The organism is Spirochaetota bacterium, from assembly GCA_038043445.1.
Lineage (GTDB): Bacteria > Spirochaetota > Brachyspiria > Brachyspirales > JACRPF01 > JBBTBY01.
Genome location: JBBTBY010000150.1, coordinates 1 through 16,925, shown reverse-complemented (window position 1 = coordinate 16,925; position 16,925 = coordinate 1). Strand labels below are relative to the sequence as shown.

Genomic DNA, 16,925 nt, shown 5'->3' with positions numbered 1-16,925 from the left:
TCACGTAAGAAAATAAAACCACGGAGGGCACAGAGAATGTATGAGAATGCAATGAGGAGTATGGAGGATAATGCGCAGCAGGTATCATCTTTCGGGTGAAAATGTTTAATTCCCCTTCTGTTCTTTCTCTGTCTTTTCTCTGTGATCTCCGTGGTTTCTCTTTATCCCTATGTGAGGAATTGGGAGACGAGCTATTTTTGACATTTTTCCTGTTCCGCCCTATAGTTTATGGATGGGAAATTGGTTGCGTAAGCTATTTTCGATATTTCTGCATATTGAATGTTAGGCGAAATTGTTTGGGCAGCTAAAACCAAAGGCAAAATGCGCGCGCGGAAAAGAAACATGAAAAAAGAACCATATTTAAAGAGAAATGTAATACTTACTGAATATACCGAAGAATGGCTTAACAAGTACAACGCCGAAAGTCAGTTATGGGTTGATATGTTGAATGATAATCTTGTCGCAATACATCATGTGGGAAGTACAGCCATTGGCACCATTAAAGCAAAACCAATTATTGACATTATGATTGTCACCAAGCAATTGGAAAGGCTTGATACCTTCTCTTCTATTTTGCTAGGTAAAGGCTATGAAGTCAAAGGAGAAAATGGAATATCAGGTCGTAGGTATTTCCAAAAAGACATTAATGGTGAACGCGTTTATCACATTCATGCCTACGAAGAGGGACATAAAGAAATAGCTGATCACATTCTGTTTCGTGACTATATGAGGGAAAATCTCACATGTGCCTTAGAATATGAAAAATTAAAAATGCAATTAGCAAGCACCTATCCCAATGATAAAAAGGAATATGGAAAGGGCAAAGACGAGTACATTCAGAAGATTATAAAGAAAGCAAGAGCGCGCGCAGAAACGAAAGGAAGATGCCCAAAATTTCGCCTAACAAGCGGGTGGAGCGGACAAGTGAGTACACTTGCCGCTCACCCTTCCGTTGGGCGAATATAAAATGAAATATATTAATAATATAATTATTACCATAGCCTGTACATGCTTAATGACATGTACAATTTATAAGACAAATATTATAGTAAATAGAAATTACAATGATGTAAAAAACAGCATTGAAGAAGTAAACAAAAATATTAATGATAATCAAAATAAGTATGACTTAAAAATAGAATTATTTAAACTTACAAATGAATCCACGTCTCTGCAAATTAGTTCTTATAATTATTTTGCAATTCAAGTTTATGGAACATGTTTGAATCAACAACTTAACGAGAAAAATATTATTCGAACTAGTGAGGAATATATGAAAAACATTGGTGTATTCTTATTACTACACATATTGGGACCTGGAATTGGATATTTTTATGCTGCAAATAATAATGTTTATATTAATAAAGAGGTTGCACCATATCCATTGATCTGGCTTGAAGGTTACGACTCACTTGGATTGTTAATGATATTAGGACAATTGTTAGTACCTTCATTTATAAGGGATGGCATTTTAATGGGTATTTGTGTATTGGCCACGACACGATTAGCATTTTGGTATCCAGGAGTTGATTTAATATTGCAGCACAACTCAATAGTTGATACAAAATATAGTTTTAACGAATATATAAAAAATCAAACCACATATAAAATTGAATTACTAAAATGGTAATAATATTTCGCCCAACAAGCGGGTGGAGCCGACAAATGAGTACACTTGCCGCTGACCCTTCCGCTGGGACGCCAAGTATATGTACGAACATTGTACGAATTATGGCTGCATAATGATGGATGCAAAGGGAACGGTCCTGACGGTGGATAAAGAGAACGAGTTGTGCGCCGCGTGCAGGAAATGGCTGGCAGAGAGGAGGGTGATCAATGAACGTGTCCGGTAGGCGGCTGGAAATGAAAATTGCAGCGATAATGGCCATATCGCTCATATTGCATGCCGCCCCGGTTGATGATACCCGGAATATGATCGCGGTGAATGCGATGCGGCAGGTGGGCAGAACTTTGACCTATGACCCCGAGTATGTGAAACTTGATTATCCCATGGGGGACGTGCCGATAGAGAAAGGCGTATGCACCGATGTGATAATTCGCGCACTGAGAGGGATCAATATTGATCTGCAAAAGGAGATACACGAAGATCTGAAGGCGAGCTCGATAAATATCCCAACAGGTATAAAATGACCGCGCCCGATAAAAATATCGATCACAGAAGGGTGGAGTATGTCACGAAATATCTGGAAAGGATGGGGAAGGGCGTCTCGACGAACGAAAAGTATATCCCCGGCGACATCGTCGCATGGCGATTGAAAAGCGGGCGGCTGCATGTGGGCATCGTATCAAAAGAAAAGGTCGTATTCGCGAAGAACAGATATACTGTCGTACACAATATCGGCTCCGGTGCAAAAAACGAGGATGTGCTGTATTCTTATACGATCATCGGCCATTACCGATGGTGAAAAGAATACCGCAGGGCAGGCGGTCGGAGAGAACGATCATATGCCACCATTGTACAACCGCTCGGGAAGTATCAGCATGAAGATTTCGCATATAAGTGAGAATAGAATAGGAAAGGGATTGATCGCATTGTGCGGAATGGACTGCCGCCTTTGCCTTGCCTTTGAAAGGGAAAAGAACGGATGCTGCGGGTGCCGCGCGAAAAAGGGGAAGCGATTCGATTCAACGGATCGATGCAAGATACGGAATTGCACAATGGCGGTGAAGGGGAAACTCATCTATTGCCATGCGTGTGCATCGTATCCCTGCAAAAGGATAACGCATATCGATGAACGGTATCGAACGAGATACGGCATGAGCATGATCGATAATCTGGAATCCATAAAAAGATCCGGAATACGGGAATTCCTGCGGCGCGAGGAGAAGCGGTGGGTGTGCCCCGAATGCGGGAAAATACTCTGTGTTCACAGGCCGCAATGCCTGCATTGCCGGCATGTATGGCGCGAAGGTGTTCAAGGGAGCACAGCGAAAAAGCGAACGGGCGGCGCCGTGCACAGCGGCAAGCTGCACGTGAAGAACGTACGATAGAGTAAGGAGTGACTATGAGCATCATCGGCAAAACAACGATCAACCCGGTAGTATTTTACACGGGTAAATCCTGCGGCTATATTCTCTGGGTCGTGCTGCTTCTCGATCTTCTGAACATCAACGTTCTGGGCGGGCTGCGGTATCAGCCGCTTGTGATCGCATCGTATGTATTGCTCGGTATCGGAGCGCTCTTCATCATGGTAAGCCTCATAAACCTGGGGGCATCGGTACGCCTCGGCCTCCCGCCGGAAAAGACGACGTTCAAGTCGAAAGGGATATATCGATTGAGCCGCAACCCCATGTATATCGGATTGCATCTCCTTACGCTTGCCGCGATGCTCAATACGATACACATCGTGTTCATACTGATGGGCGTGTACAGCATCATCACCTATCATTTCATCATACTCGGCGAAGAGCGGTTCCTGAAAAATCGTTTCGGGAAAAAGTATATCGATTATACGAAAAAAGTGCGGCGATACCTGTAGCAAAAAGTTTTCCAATGGAGACGGCATGAGAACGCGAAGGATATCGGTAACGAAAGACCCGCTCGGCGACAAGAGCGAATATCGTTTCGAAACGCCGGCATGGCCCGCGCGATGGGTGGGCCCGCGGACGCACGAGATCGATACATCGACGGCGCTCGTGTTCCGTCTGAAATTCCAAAGTGCTTCGGCGGAAAAGATACGTCTGCATCTGTCGGCGGATCAGCGATATGAACTTTTCATCGACGGAGAATTCGCCGGGCGCGGCGTAGAACGTTCCGACCTCAAACACTGGATGTATGAATCGTATGAACTGTCATCCGAGCCGGGCGAGCACAGCATCGTTATCCGCCTCTGGTGGATAGCCGCTTCAGCACCGGCAGCCGAGGCGCAATTGTCGCATCGCCCTGCGCTTCTCGTATTCGCCGAGGGCGAGGCGAATGAACGGATATCGACGGGGGTTGCCGCATGGGAATATGCGGTTCGCCCCGGCTATTCATTCGCCGATTTCGAGCGCGATCATCTCTACTTCGCTACCGGTGCACAGCTTTTCATCGACGGTACGAAGGCGGATGACGAGCTTGATGCGGGCCGATCGGGGCCCTGGCTGGCGGTGCGTACGATTGAAACATCGGCGCTCGCCAGTAATTGCCGCGAGTCGCGCCCGTGGTGGATACTCCGCGCCGCCGCGCTCCCGCCGATGTACGAGAAGGAGATACATGCCGGGACGGTACGCCATATCGATGCATGCGCTGACGGGGATACATCCATCAGCGTTGATACGGCGAAACGCATCGAAACCGATATGCGCCCATGGCAGGAGCTCTTGTCCGGCCGGGGGCCGCTCACGATAGCAGCACGTACGACACGGCGCGTCATCATCGATCTTGAGAACTACTATTGCGTGTACCCTGTCATCGCCTGCGCCGGTGAGAAATCGTCCGTACGCGTATCGTTCGCGGAATCGCTCTATGAATACGATGCCGCAGCAAAGAAACGGTCATCGGCGAAAGGTCATCGCGGCGAGATGGACGGAAAATGCTTTTTCGGCTTCGGCTTTCATTTCATCGCAGGGCAGAGCGAGCATACGTATCAGCCGCATACGTTCCATGCAGGGCGATACATCGAGATATATATCGCCACCGGTGATGTATCACTCACTATCGCATCGTTCTCGCTCATCGAGACGCATTTCCCGTACCGCTTCTCGGCGGCATTCGATTCATCGCAGAAAGCGCATGCGCAGGTGCTTCCCATCGCGCTCCGTACGCTCGCAATGTGCTCGCATGACACGAGCATGGACTGTCCGTACTACGAGCGCCTCAATTATGTCGGCGATACGCGGCTGCAGTCGCTTGTCGCCTATGTGTCGGCGGACGAGGACGCTCTTGCGCGGAAGTGCATGGAGCTCTTCGATTACTCGCGTTCACCGTCGGGGCTCACCGCTTCGCGCTATCCGAGCCGCACCGTGCAGGTAATACCGCCGTTCTCGCTCTGGTGGATAGCGATGGTCCATGATTTCGCGATGTGGCGCGGAGATGCGGTATTCGTCCGCGAGCGTATGCCGGGAGTACGCGCTGTCGTTGAGCATTGGCTGTCACGTCAGGAAGAGAGCGGGCTGATACGCTCTCCCGATGGATGGAATTTCGTCGATTGGGTAAGCGGCTGGCGTGCAGGCATACCTTCCGGCGGCGAACCGTCGCGGGGGGAATTCTCATCGATACTGAACCTGCACATGGCGTATACGCTCCATCGAACGGCGGAACTTGAGGACAGTATGGGTGAAGCCGCCCTTGCGGAGCGCTGCCGCGACAGGGCCGCCGCTATCGTGAGCGCGGCCACGAAAAAGTTCTACGATAAGCGCACCGGTCTTTTCACCGATGATCTCGAACACAAGAATTTCTCCGAGCATGCGCAATGCCTTGCCGTGCTCTCCGGCGCAGTGAAGGGCGCCGCCGCACGATCTTTGATGAAGCGCATGTGTTCCCATTCGACTATATCGAAAGCGACGATCTATTTCAGTCATTATCTCTTCGAAGCGCTCGGTGCCGTCGGCATGACCGATGTCGTGCTTGAACGTCTGTCGCTCTGGGAAACGCTTGCAGAGAAAGGCTTCTCAACCACGTTCGAATCGCCTGAGCCTACGCGTTCCGACTGCCATGCCTGGGGAGCACACCCCGTGTATCATTACTTCGCCACGCTCGCCGGAATACGCCCCGATGGTATCGGTTGTAAGCGTGTGATAATACGCCCGCAGCCGGCATCGCTTTCATTCCTGAAAGGGAAAATGCCGATCCGTGGAAAGCATATCGCCTTCGATCTGATATGCGAGAACGGACTCGCCGGCACGATAACATTGCCGCCGGGATTGGAGGGGGATCTTCACTTTGCGGGGAAGAAGAAAATGTTAGCGGCGGGGAAGAATACGATACGGATGCGTAACAAATAACATCTAACCCCCAACCCCTTTCCGTAGCGGCTTTGGCCATCCATGGCCGCCGCCAGCTGCGCCATCCTTGGCGCACGCCTTCAAAAGGGGAGAGGGGTTTATTCCGCCGTCAGCCTTACATCATCCATATACACAACGGCATTCGTCTCATTATACATGACGAAACCGAGCCAGCCGAGTGAAAGGAAATCCGTGCTTGAGAACGGCACCATGATGTTCTTCTTTACCCCGTCGCCGAACACCGTAAGTCGATATTCTTTCTCAGCGCCGAACGTGAATTTGAGCGCGATGCGCGTCCACGTATCGAACGGGAGTACGGCAACTTCGGTGTCGCCTGCCTTGAGGCTGCCATCGCTCATGAAGTCGAGCTTCGGCCCGGTCTTGAACTGCGACGTGCGGTAGTCGCGCATCTCAACGGTGAAGTTCGCGGGGTATGCCTTGCTGTTGCGGAACGCGAATGAGAATGTGACCGTACCATTCGTCACCGTTTCGGCACCCTTGAAGTAGATGTTCCGAAGCGGGAGCCATGCGCGCGTAAGCCCCGGCACATCGACGAATTTGAGCGACTGCTTTCCGCTCGCGGCCGCTTCGTCGCTGATGCAGATCACCGCACCCTTGGCCTTGTCGATGCCGTCGGCGCCGTTCACATCACGCCCGACGACGCGATTGTCATAATTCTCATCGATGAGTACGCGCCTGCCGTCAGCGGCGGCCGTTCCGGCGGGCTCACGCTCCACATGCTCGGAGCTGACCATGCAGCCTTCGGCATCGACGATATTGAAATAATGGACGCGCGCTTCCGGCGGTAAGGGTATCGATGCACCGTTCTTTCCATCGAGCGCTGCATACGATGTTTTCCATCGCCGCTTTTCCCATTCACCCGCATCCGCGGTATAATTGAATTCCGCCTCGACGACGGGCTTTACGGATGAGAATCGTATCGATGCGTTCTTGCCGTCGTCGTTCTGAGCGGTGACTTTCGGGAGCGGCATCCCGTTCTTCATGACAGCATCGGCGAAGCGATAGAGTTCAGCGGGCGCCCATCCTGAATCGTGGCCGTGCGGCATGCCGACGCGCAGAACGAAATTGCTCGTCCCCGGCGCAGCACGATAGGAACGCTGCCATGACGGCATGTGGAAGAAATGATCGACGGTGCCGTTAAGCCACAGCATCGGCATGCGTGCGTTGGAGAGATACGTCGATGCGTCCCAGAGCGACACCCATTTTTCGCCGCGTTCACCCATACCTTTCAATGGATCCGTCCACGTGCTGTTGTACTGATAGAACCCGCAGCCGTACACCGGCATGGCAAGTGCGAATCGACTGTCCACTCCGGCGCACATCGAGGTAAGATATCCGCCCCATGATATGCCGGTAATACCGATGCGCGATGCGTCAACTTCGGGATACGAACGTATGAGCGAGTGTGCGCGTACAACGGCGGCTACCGCATGATAGCTCCATTGATCCTCGATGGGATCGTCGATCTGCGTGAAACCGCCCCAGCCGTCCGGGCCCGCAGAGGCGTGGCGCACACGGCCGCTCTTATTCGTCGACGGTACTGCTCCGGCGGTATCAACGGCTATGGCTGCATATCCTTTGTCATTCCATATCTTCACCCAGCGCGCGAACGCGGTGCCGCCGCCGCCGTGCACGACGACCATCGCGGGGTATTTCGATCCGCCCTTCGGCGCGCCGTACCACGCGAACACACGCGTGGGATTCCCCTTATACGGTTGTCCCTCGAAAAAGAGCGGCCGAACGCCGTCGACGGAGACGCCGGTAAGGTCGACATCGTCAGCGGGGAATACTGCCGGTGTCGTACCGAGCGCTGTCAGGTCCCACGGAAAGCGATACGGCTCCCCGGCGAAGACTATCGCAGATGATACAATAAGAACGATATATTTTATCATGGTCTATTGTACCTCATCGATCTTTACATTGTCAATATACCAGTTCGCCGCGGCGGTCCCGGAGCTTATGAAACCGAACCAGGTGAGCGCCTTGAATTTCTCCGAGACGAACGGCACGGTCTTCTTTACCGACGCGCCGCCGGTGATCGTACAGTCGAATGTCTTGGCACCGTTCACGGCGAATACCATTTCAATATGCGACCACTGTCCTTTCGCAAGCGCACCCGCCTCGGCCGTACCGATGGTCAATGCGCCGTCGGCAGTGACCGTGACCTTCGGCCCGGTGATGTAGCCGCCCTGCGAATAATCACGCGCTTCTATCTCGAACTGCGCCGGCTTTTCAGCACTGTTCATCACATCGCAGGATATCCTTATTTTCCCGGCAGTGTAATTCATGCTATAGAAGAGATGCGGATTATACGGCTTTATCCCTTCTGTATCGGTGAACATGAGCGACTTCGTTCCGCCGGCAGCCGCCGCATCGGTGATGCGTATCGTGCCCGCGCCCTCTTCGTTCACGCCGCCCTTCGCCGTGCGCGTCCCGACGGCCTCGTTCTCGAAATCGTAGTCGATGCGCTCTTTCGGGGCTGCAGGCGGGAGCTTGAATTTTCCCGCGAATGACGGATCGATATCGCCGAGTATCATGAAGCTCCCGACATACCACATATTATCCGCGTAGCGGTTTGGGTCATCTATCTTATTGCCGTTCCTTTTTAATATCTCAGCTTTATTGGTGATGGGCTCCGCTATCTCAAAGCGTACGGTATGATCTCCTGCGGGAAGCTCCGGAAGAAAGAAGAACTGCGTGCGGTGATACGTGCAGTAATGATCGAAGCGCTGGCGCAGCACCGATGGCTGACCGTCGACGCTTACCTTGATCTGACCGGTGTTCGGTCCGACAAGATCGACAGCGCCCGCGACGGTGCCGTTGAATTTCAACGTTATCGATTCGCCTATCTTATTGCATTTCACTATGGTCGGCATGAACGTTTTGAACCGCGATGCGATGGGGTCGCTCGTCATATCGACGGTGAACCAGCCGCCGGAGAGCGCAACATCGGTAAGATTTGCCATCTTCGCTTTTTCCCAATTCATCGCATCGATGGCCTCAGGGGTGATGTGTTTGCCTGCCGTACCGGTCTCTTTCATGGCAGCGAGCGAGCGTGTGATGACCGTTTTGTAGACATTGTGTCCGCTCTCGATCAATGGGTGCACACCGTCGGTCGAGAAAAGTATCTTTCCTTCCGGCGCGGGTTCTTTCCCTTTGAAGATAAGCGCGCCTTCCTTTTCAAGCCGGCTGACTTCGGGACCGTAATCCACGCTCGGTATGCCGTAGTGGTTCGCGATGCGCTCCATCACGGAACCGAATCCCGTATTACTTCCTGCCTGTATCGTGGGGAGCATAGTGTGACTGAGCGTGTATACGAAGCAGATATCGGTCGATGGGTCTTTATTCCATATCTGACGGACTATGCCTTCCACCGAGCGAAGCTCCGCAGCGCCGCCGCCGTTCACGCGGAATTCCACAAAAACGATATCGGGGTTGTGTTTGAGCACATGTTCATGGATACGGAACGCTCCGTAGTCGGAGCCGGTGCCGCCGATAGCGGCGTTGATCTCGATGATATTCGCCGAGGGGAATTCTTTTTTGAACCACGCAAGCGATTTTCCGCGCCAGCCGCCGCCCGTATCCTCGCTCCCGCCGGCGGCGGTGATGCTTCCGCCCAGATACGCGATGCGCGTTTCTTTCCCTCCAGCAAGTTTCGCGAACACATTCGGCAGCCCGTCGCGTGCACGCAATTCCTCGACGATCGCGATGTCGTGTTCATACTTCGGTGCCTGTGACCAGAGCATAACAGCTGCGAATGTCAGGAGAATGCATCGCATCATCATATTCCACCTCGATGGACCTAGTATATAAGATAATGTCCTGTACGTAAATGCATTTTTTGGAAGGAATTGTAAGTATTTGGAAATGTTATTGCTTCATTATCCTCACATCATCGATAAAATACGTTCCCGGTGTCTGCGGCACAAAGAAAAGAACATGCTCATCCGCTTTATATTCCGCCGGAACGCTGATGATGGTGCTTACTTCCGTCCACTCCGTGCCGACATCGAATGTCTTATCGCCGTAGAACTGATACGGCGGCTTCTGCGTGCGGACATGCGCCTGTATCTTCTGCGCACCGCTTCCCTTCACGCGCAGTGAGAGCGTATACGATGCGCCGGGAATCAGTGCCGGTCTTGACTGATAGAATTGGCCGCCCGCTTTGCCGAGCGTGATCTTCGCGCATTTCCCCGATGCGCCATCCTCATTCACGTATTCCAGCGTAATGACGTCCGGCTTTGCGGTCGGATAAAGGCTCCAGTCTGCAGCGGTATCAAATGAGCCGTCGCGTACCGAGGGTGCTGCACTGCTTATCGTTATTTTTCCGTCGGGGCCGGTATCGCTTGCCGCGCGCGCCAAAGCGGCGGCCGCTTCCTCTTTCGTCGCTGTCTTTCCGCCGAGATGCGCGCGGACGGAATCTGCCACCTGTTTCGCCTGCATCTTCTTCGCATCGGTGTTATGATGAAAGGTGTCCGTCCAGTATTTCGCGCGGTCAAGGCCGTCCATGAGCGAGAAAAGATCGTTCACGGGGAGCTCGAATTCCGCGGCGACCTTCGCGCCGATCTCATTGAGCACCTTCGCCTTCTCAGTAAGCGCCGCATCCTTTAACGGTGTTGAGGAACACCACACGAGCTTTGCCTTCGGGCGTTCCTTGCGGATAAGCGCGAACGCCGCACGCAGCGCTTTCTCCCATTCGTCCGGCGGCGTGTTGAGACTGTGCAGTCCATTGTTGAAATGAATGACCGCATACTCGTATTCATTCATGATGAACGAGAGTTCTTTCAGGTACGAACGGTCGCTCACGCATTTCGATGTCGCATAGAAGCCGACATATGCCGTACCGGCAAGCTCATCGCGTGTCATCGATTGATACCCGTTGCAGATGGAATCGCCGACAAGGAGCACGCGCGGTAGTTTGTTGTCAGTCGCGTTATAGACGTAGGTTATCGTCCATTCCGTACCTTCACGCGGATGATCGTATGCTGCCAGTGATGCCATGATGAGCACTCCCATCCATATGATATTCCATGTGTTCCTCATTTTCAACTCCTACTATCGTCCGTTCTCTTTCGTCAAATGATATCTCATGTTAGCCTGCTGCATTTGGTGCTACTCCAGAACGCAATATCCAGCATTGTAAAGCTGGAACGTCGCGCCGCGCGTACCGACAAGATTGACCCATTCGCTTTTCTCGGTGCGCCGCACGCCGATGTTGAACCCGAGTTTCATCCCCGGTGACGCCGTTACCCCGAGCGATGCAAGCGGTATCGCCCATTCCGAGACCCAGCGCCCGTTGCCCGTCTTCGCCGCATGGCGAACGGCATCGCCCATCTTTTTCACCGCGTCCGTATTCGCCCCGCCGTCGGGGACGCTTGTATGTCCTCCGTCGGAAAATCCGTGGAGCACAAAGACGCGCTCAAGCATCGTGCCCTTGACGGCGGCGATGCATATCTCCACGCCGTCGGAAGCGCCCCACTGCGATCCCTTTTTTATTTTCTCCGTGTCGCAGGGAACCGATACCGCGCAATAGAGCGTAGTGTTGTCATGGCTCATGAAGGCGGAACATGGCGGCGTGGTTATCTTTACGCGCATCGGCGTCTCTTCCATCACGATCGGTGCAGGCCACTCGCCGTCACTGACGACGCCGTCAATGCGCGGCGGCGTTGCGATATGTTTCGCCGTGAAAGAAACAGCATTCACTGCCGGTGCAAGTATCGATTCGGGGATATCCGGCATTTTCATCGCATAGACCGGCGGCCGCGTGACCGGCATAGATACCGCAACATCCTTATATGCGGCTTGAAGCCCCGCGGTCACCTCGAAGGGCTTAAACCCGATCTTCTTCGCCGGCGATGACATCTTGAGGCGATAATCCATTCTCTCCGGTGCTTCGTAAAGCGGGTCGGCGACGATCGATCCTCTGTCCTGTCCCGAAGCCTGCCACTCTGCGAACGACTTCCCCATGAAAGCGAACTTCCTGTTCTCGATATTCCAGTAGATGTTCGAGCTACAGTCAAAGAGCGCCTTGTCCCACGCATCGTCGGCGAGATTGGTGCTGTCGCAGAAGGATATATTGTGCGTGAAGGTATTCGAACGCGCGTACGGCTTTTTGTAGCACCTGATGTACGGCGCATGGTTCCCGTACACCGGCCCGAGGATATTGTTGCGGATGATGTTCTCCGCCCCGCCGTTCATATTGAAGCCGTGCGTGCCGACCCTGTACACGATGTTGTTCTCGACGAGCATCTGCGATGACCCTTCATCGAGATAGAGGCCGAGCTGCCAGTGCTCGCGGGCGAAGGGGCTTTTTTCGTTGTCGCGGAGCACATTCCCGCGTATTATCGTTCCCGGCTGCCGTCCGAGCGTGTATATGCTCGCGCCGTCGGCGAGGAGCGTGCATACGCGGCGTATCATATTCTGTTCGATGATGTTCGACGCGCATGATGTCGGCGTGTCGTTCCAACTCCACCCGACGGCGATCCCTGCATACGCGAAATTCGCGATATCGTTGTGACGTATGACGGTGCCGCGCACGATGCCCGCCCATATCGCGTTCGCCGAAAAATACATGATGCCGCCGTCGGATATTGACGAGTTCTCGATGACATTGTCCGTCGGGAGCTCGGGATATTCCGCTTTCGTGTTCATCCGAATATCGCCGACCTTGATGCCGCCGCCGGAAAGATCGAAGATACGGCATCCTGTCACGCGATCGCCGTGACAGCCGAGGCCGATGCTCAATCCGTAATTCCCGGTGTGCGCTATGGTCGAACGGATGAATGAGCAATGCTCCGCTCCGACAAGTTCTATCGCCGCTGGAAGATCCGGATGCCCCTGCGATCCGCCGTAGCCCTCGCGCGGCAGCGGGGAATCATTATGTGCGAACACGATATTGCTGAAGATGATATGCGACACGAACGCCCGGTTCGAATAGTCCCCGGTCATGGCGAGTATCACGGGGAGCGCGGGTGCGATGATGCGCGATGCACGAAGCGTTTCGCCTTCCATCGGCAAATAGGTGAACGCGCCGGTCTTCCGGTCGATATACCATTCTCCCGGTTCGTCGAGCGCTTCCTCTACGTTCTCCACGAAGTACGGATTATGCGCGCCCGGCCACCAGTGTCCGATGCGGAACGTCGGAAATCCGGTGAACTCGACGATGTTCTTTTTCATATCGATCCGTTCGATACGGAGCCGCGAGGAGCTCCACTCATGGAGCGCCACGATCTCGACGTCGGAGCGATTGTTCCATTCCCGGATATCGCCGGGATAGAAAACAAAATCCTTCTGCGCGGCACGATGCGCCATCGCCTTTTTCTGCTCGGAATCGGTGAGCCCGGCGACGATATGCATGCCGATATGCGGGCGGAAGCGCCTCAAGTACATGCTGTCTCCCTTCGGCGAAACAAAAAGCTGCCGGAAATACCACCGGCCGTCCCTGACGTCGGTGATCACGGTCTTCCAGCAGCGCCTGCCGTTCACACTGGTCTCCGCGATACCGGTAACGATCCTCCCGCCGCTCACAAGCGCTTTCTCGTTCGTGTATGAACGCCAGACCACCGGTGCCGCTGCCGAACCTGAATCTTCCGGCGTGAACGAGAGCGTCTCCGCAAGCGCGTACACACCGCCTCGCAATTCCACAGCGAACGGACCGACGGCGCCCTTCTTCTTCGCCGCACGTATCGCATCGCGCGCTTTCGCCGGGGTCGCGAACGGCTGCGCAAAACTCCCGGGGTTCGCGTCGTTACCGTTCGTGGAGACAAAGAATGTTTCGGCATTGATGATGCAGCCTGCCGCGAAGAACGCTGCGATCAGGATCGGAATGTGTTTCATCGTGATCTCCTCGTACTATTTCGGTGAAAAATATCGTTCAAGGATGCGCCCGAGTATCTGTTTCCCGCGGTCGTTCGCATGGACACGATCGCGCTTGAACGCCCCGAGCGCATCGTTCTCGCGTATATACTGCCCCCACGGACCGGTCATATCGATGTATTCCGCGTTCTCTTCTGAAGCGAGCTTCATGAGAGCGCTTCGATAATTCGTCCCCTTCGGGTCCACGGTGAATGTCCATGATGTATCGGTACGCGGATCGGTATTGCCGAACGCACCGGTCATGAGCAACACCTCGACGTCAATGGCTGCGCGCACCTGTTTGATGACGTCGCGTATGGAAGCGACATCGTCACGCTGGCTTATGCCGCCGATCATGAGGAGGTCCGGCTTGTGCTTGAGTACATAGTCATTGACGCGGTTCTCATCCTTATACCACCAGCATCCGGTGCTTCCTCGGACGGACGTTATCTTCTCCACGGTACACTTCGGGTACATCCGCATGAGCAGGTGTTCATACAGTGAACTCGATGTGTCGTTGACTATGCTGTCCCCGAGCATGACGATGCGCACTGTGCCCCCATCCTGCAGGCGCTTCATCGTTCTCGGTATGCGCGCCCAGCGGTCGGCAGGCGCGATATATGATACCGGCTTCATTGATGCATAGATCGCGTCGATCTTCTCGAGCGGCGTCATGTTCTTGAACGGGTCATCGTACACCGCGGCACCGTTGACGAGAAAGAACGCAATCCGTGCCCAGCGTCCCGTGCTTCCCTCGGGGATCGCCGAGGCGACACGCAGCGCGATCGTGTTCGTTGCCAATGGATCAAGATGTTCGGCGAAGAGCTCGGCGTATGTCCTGTATCCCGCCGCCGATCTGTCGAATATCTTTTTCAGTGTCCATGCACCGCCGTTGACAGAGTATTCTAAGTCGCCGCTGTCCGGCCCCGCAACCCCGAATATGCCGATCCGATCGCCCTGGAATCGGAACGTAAGTGCCGGCCCGGGCTCTTCGCTGCGCACGACGTGATAGAATCGGGCGACGGGGCTCTCCTGCCAATCAAGCCAGCCGGTCTCTATCGCCGCCTTTGCATACGGTTCAACCCGCCCGCGTTCCATGGAGTATGGCGCGAGCGCAGTGCGAAGCGTGTCGGCGGACATTTTCGCGGGACGGTCTTTGCAGCGATCGAAGAACTGCGCCATCGATTCCGCATAGGCCGCACAACCGAGCTCCGACGGCAACGCGCCGCGTGCGAAAAAGTTTGCGGGGAGAACGCCGGATCTCTGCGCGGCATACATTCCCATGTTGACGCTCGGTATGCCGTACTGTTCGGCGATGCGTTCATGCCATTGCACGCTTTTCGGGATACCGCCTTTCCGGTACGCATCGATGTCGGACGGCGAGAACGAGTAGGCGAACATGATATCCGCTTTCGGCGTCCTGCTGCGTATCTGCCGAACGATACCCTCCATCGCGGCGAGGACCCGTTCTTCAGGTTCGGAGGCATCCTCCGATGCGAACTCGATCACGACAAGACCGATGGGGACATGCGGACCGTAATTGATGATATCGTCATACGTGCGGCATGCGCCGGCCCATGATGCGGTCCGTGCAATACCCTGATTGTTTTCGGTGAGCTGCGCCTTCGGGAAGATTTTTCGCAGGTACTGTGTTGTCCGTGCTGCATATCCCGGGTACGGGCTGTCTGCATGTTCCGTCACACCGCCGCCGAGATACATGATACGGGCCGGGGTACCGGCCGCGAGGGTTTGCATGAAATTCGGAAGACTGCCGCGTTCCGCGATCCACGGGCTCGGCGCTTCGACGGCGGCCGGCTCAGTGAATACATTCTCTGAGGAGAGTTCCGCAGTACCGGCAGCAGCGGATGCGATCTCAGCAGCGGAAAGCGCCCGTGGAAAGAATCGTATCTCGTCGATGCGCCCTGCGAAGAATCCCGGTGTCTTCGCCGATTCCGGATCACCGCCCCAGACATCCTTCCCGATCTGCATGTTCTCATTATTGAATGCGAGGGGAGCGGTGACCGGATGTGTTTTGACAAGCGCTCCATTGATATAGAGCTTCACCTGCTTCCCTTCCTCGATGACCGCCGCACAATGCGTCCACACACCCGGCGCGATCGTCGTCCTTTCTGAATTGCAGATATATGACCATTTGCCGTTCTTGTCGCATGCTTCGAACACGAACAATTTTCCGCGTATCGTCAGTGCGAGACTTGTCGCATTATTGGATGTACGTTTGACGATGAGCGGACGCCTGCCGGTGACCGAGTCCGGGTTCACCCACAGCATGACGGCGAAATCCCCCTGATTGAGCAGCACCTGCTCCCGCTTTCCGAGCGTGACAACGGCATAGGTCGATGCACCGTCGAATTGCAGCGCTTTGCCGAACTTGCCTTCAGCCAGAACGGCGTTCCCCATGACCGCGGCAGCGAAGGAGCGTCCGGTCGGCGACTTTGCCTTCATTGCGATGCCGTCAAGCTCGTCCAGATCCCAGGCGAGATACGGACCTTGCAGTGTATCAGCAGCCAGAGGCATGGCCATTATGATGCACCAGAATGCAATGATCGCTACACTTCTTTTTTTCTGCATCGTTATGTACCTCGTGTGCCGAACAGCATACGCTATTTTTTAACCGCAAGCGAAATATTGTCGATATAGCATATCCCGTCGATGTCGTCGCCGAGTATGAAGCCAACCCAGCTTAATGCGGCGAATTCCGGGCTCACCGGCACATTCGCATCCTTCTTCGTCCCGTCGGCGAGCGTTACCGCTATCATCGCTGTCCTCGCATCTCCGGAAAGAGAGAACGTGATATCCACATGCACCCATGTGCCGAGCGGCGCCGTCGTGATGAGCGTATCGCCGGTCTTTATCGATCCGTCGGCGAGGAACGCCACCCCCGGCGAGGCGTTGAACTCCTTCTTCGGGCTTATGCGCTTTGAGTAGTCGCGGAAATTGATATCGAGCATGGCGGGGAGCGACGCTTTCTGTTTCACGTCGCAGGAGAAGATGACCGTGCCCGTGTCGTGATGCTTCGAGAACATCGTCGTCATGTACGGGTAGAACGATTTTGCGATCCCCTTGCGATCAACAGCCTTAAGCGC

At 54.2% G+C, this 16,925-nt stretch carries 13 protein-coding genes; 7 read left to right on the top strand and 6 right to left on the bottom strand.

Annotated features, from left to right (window positions below; translation table 11 throughout):
• Positions 1–342: 342 nt before the first annotated feature.
• From AABZ39_19160 to AABZ39_19130, 7 genes are all read left to right on the top strand, one after another.
• Positions 343–966 carry a GrpB family protein gene (locus tag AABZ39_19160; GenBank protein ID MEK6796901.1) on the top strand — a complete coding sequence of 208 codons (624 nt, stop codon included), beginning with the start codon at positions 343–345 and terminating at the stop codon, positions 964–966.
• Complete coding sequence (locus tag AABZ39_19155) at positions 935–1,630, top strand: hypothetical protein (GenBank protein ID MEK6796900.1); 696 nt, start codon at positions 935–937, stop codon at positions 1,628–1,630. The genes AABZ39_19160 and AABZ39_19155 overlap by 32 nt, the downstream gene beginning before the upstream one ends.
• 206 nt (positions 1,631–1,836) lie before the next feature.
• Positions 1,837–2,151: a DUF1287 domain-containing protein gene (locus AABZ39_19150; GenBank protein ID MEK6796899.1), complete on the top strand. Its 315-nt coding sequence runs from the start codon at positions 1,837–1,839 to the stop codon at positions 2,149–2,151.
• Entirely contained in the window at positions 2,148–2,426 is a 279-nt protein-coding gene (locus AABZ39_19145; protein MEK6796898.1) for a DUF1287 domain-containing protein, read from the top strand. The genes AABZ39_19150 and AABZ39_19145 overlap by 4 nt, the downstream gene beginning before the upstream one ends.
• Positions 2,383–3,012: a DUF3795 domain-containing protein gene (locus AABZ39_19140; protein ID MEK6796897.1), complete on the top strand. Its 630-nt coding sequence runs from the start codon at positions 2,383–2,385 to the stop codon at positions 3,010–3,012. Before AABZ39_19145 ends, AABZ39_19140 begins: the two co-directional genes overlap by 44 nt.
• Before the next feature lie 14 nt (positions 3,013–3,026).
• The gene (locus AABZ39_19135) at positions 3,027–3,500 is read left to right on the top strand and encodes an isoprenylcysteine carboxylmethyltransferase family protein (protein MEK6796896.1); all 474 of its coding nucleotides are present in this window, start codon (positions 3,027–3,029) and stop codon (positions 3,498–3,500) included.
• A gap of 25 nt (positions 3,501–3,525) precedes the next feature.
• Positions 3,526–5,946, top strand: coding sequence for an alpha-L-rhamnosidase (locus tag AABZ39_19130; protein ID MEK6796895.1), 2,421 nt, complete (start codon positions 3,526–3,528; stop codon positions 5,944–5,946).
• A gap of 98 nt (positions 5,947–6,044) precedes the next feature.
• Here AABZ39_19130 and AABZ39_19125 read toward each other — a convergent pair whose 3' ends face one another.
• From AABZ39_19125 to AABZ39_19100, 6 genes are all read right to left on the bottom strand, one after another.
• Positions 6,045–7,859 (bottom strand): acetylxylan esterase, encoded by a 1,815-nt coding sequence (locus tag AABZ39_19125; protein MEK6796894.1) that lies wholly within the window; start codon positions 7,857–7,859, stop codon positions 6,045–6,047.
• Positions 7,860–7,862: 3 nt separating this feature from the next.
• Positions 7,863–9,749: an SGNH/GDSL hydrolase family protein gene (locus AABZ39_19120; GenBank protein ID MEK6796893.1), complete on the bottom strand. Its 1,887-nt coding sequence runs from the start codon at positions 9,747–9,749 to the stop codon at positions 7,863–7,865.
• 88 nt (positions 9,750–9,837) lie between these two features.
• Positions 9,838–11,010 carry a carbohydrate binding domain-containing protein gene (locus AABZ39_19115; GenBank protein ID MEK6796892.1) on the bottom strand — a complete coding sequence of 391 codons (1,173 nt, stop codon included), beginning with the start codon at positions 11,008–11,010 and terminating at the stop codon, positions 9,838–9,840.
• Between the two features lie 69 nt (positions 11,011–11,079).
• Positions 11,080–13,803 (bottom strand): right-handed parallel beta-helix repeat-containing protein, encoded by a 2,724-nt coding sequence (locus AABZ39_19110; GenBank protein ID MEK6796891.1) that lies wholly within the window; start codon positions 13,801–13,803, stop codon positions 11,080–11,082.
• Between the two features lie 15 nt (positions 13,804–13,818).
• Positions 13,819–16,410, bottom strand: a complete 2,592-nt coding sequence (locus AABZ39_19105) for a LamG-like jellyroll fold domain-containing protein (GenBank protein MEK6796890.1) — start codon at positions 16,408–16,410, stop codon at positions 13,819–13,821.
• 32 nt (positions 16,411–16,442) lie between these two features.
• Positions 16,443–16,925, bottom strand: a 483-nt coding sequence (locus AABZ39_19100) for a hypothetical protein (protein ID MEK6796889.1), incomplete at its 5' end; no start/stop codon positions are given.

Bases quoted from the DNA above. Each gene is read 5' to 3' on its own strand.
- AABZ39_19160 (MEK6796901.1), top strand. From the start codon at position 343: ATGAAAAAAGAACCATATTTAAAGAGAAATGTAATACTTACTGAATAT.
- AABZ39_19150 (MEK6796899.1), top strand. From the start codon at position 1,837: ATGAACGTGTCCGGTAGGCGGCTGGAAATGAAAATTGCAGCGATAATG.
- AABZ39_19145 (MEK6796898.1), top strand. From the start codon at position 2,148: ATGACCGCGCCCGATAAAAATATCGATCACAGAAGGGTGGAGTATGTC.
- AABZ39_19140 (MEK6796897.1), top strand. From the start codon at position 2,383: ATGTGCTGTATTCTTATACGATCATCGGCCATTACCGATGGTGAAAAG.
- AABZ39_19135 (MEK6796896.1), top strand. From the start codon at position 3,027: ATGAGCATCATCGGCAAAACAACGATCAACCCGGTAGTATTTTACACG.
- AABZ39_19130 (MEK6796895.1), top strand. From the start codon at position 3,526: ATGAGAACGCGAAGGATATCGGTAACGAAAGACCCGCTCGGCGACAAG.
- AABZ39_19125 (MEK6796894.1), bottom strand. From the start codon at position 7,859: ATGATAAAATATATCGTTCTTATTGTATCATCTGCGATAGTCTTCGCC.
- AABZ39_19120 (MEK6796893.1), bottom strand. From the start codon at position 9,749: ATGATGCGATGCATTCTCCTGACATTCGCAGCTGTTATGCTCTGGTCA.
- AABZ39_19115 (MEK6796892.1), bottom strand. From the start codon at position 11,010: ATGAGGAACACATGGAATATCATATGGATGGGAGTGCTCATCATGGCA.
- AABZ39_19110 (MEK6796891.1), bottom strand. From the start codon at position 13,803: ATGAAACACATTCCGATCCTGATCGCAGCGTTCTTCGCGGCAGGCTGC.
- AABZ39_19105 (MEK6796890.1), bottom strand. From the start codon at position 16,410: ATGCAGAAAAAAAGAAGTGTAGCGATCATTGCATTCTGGTGCATCATA.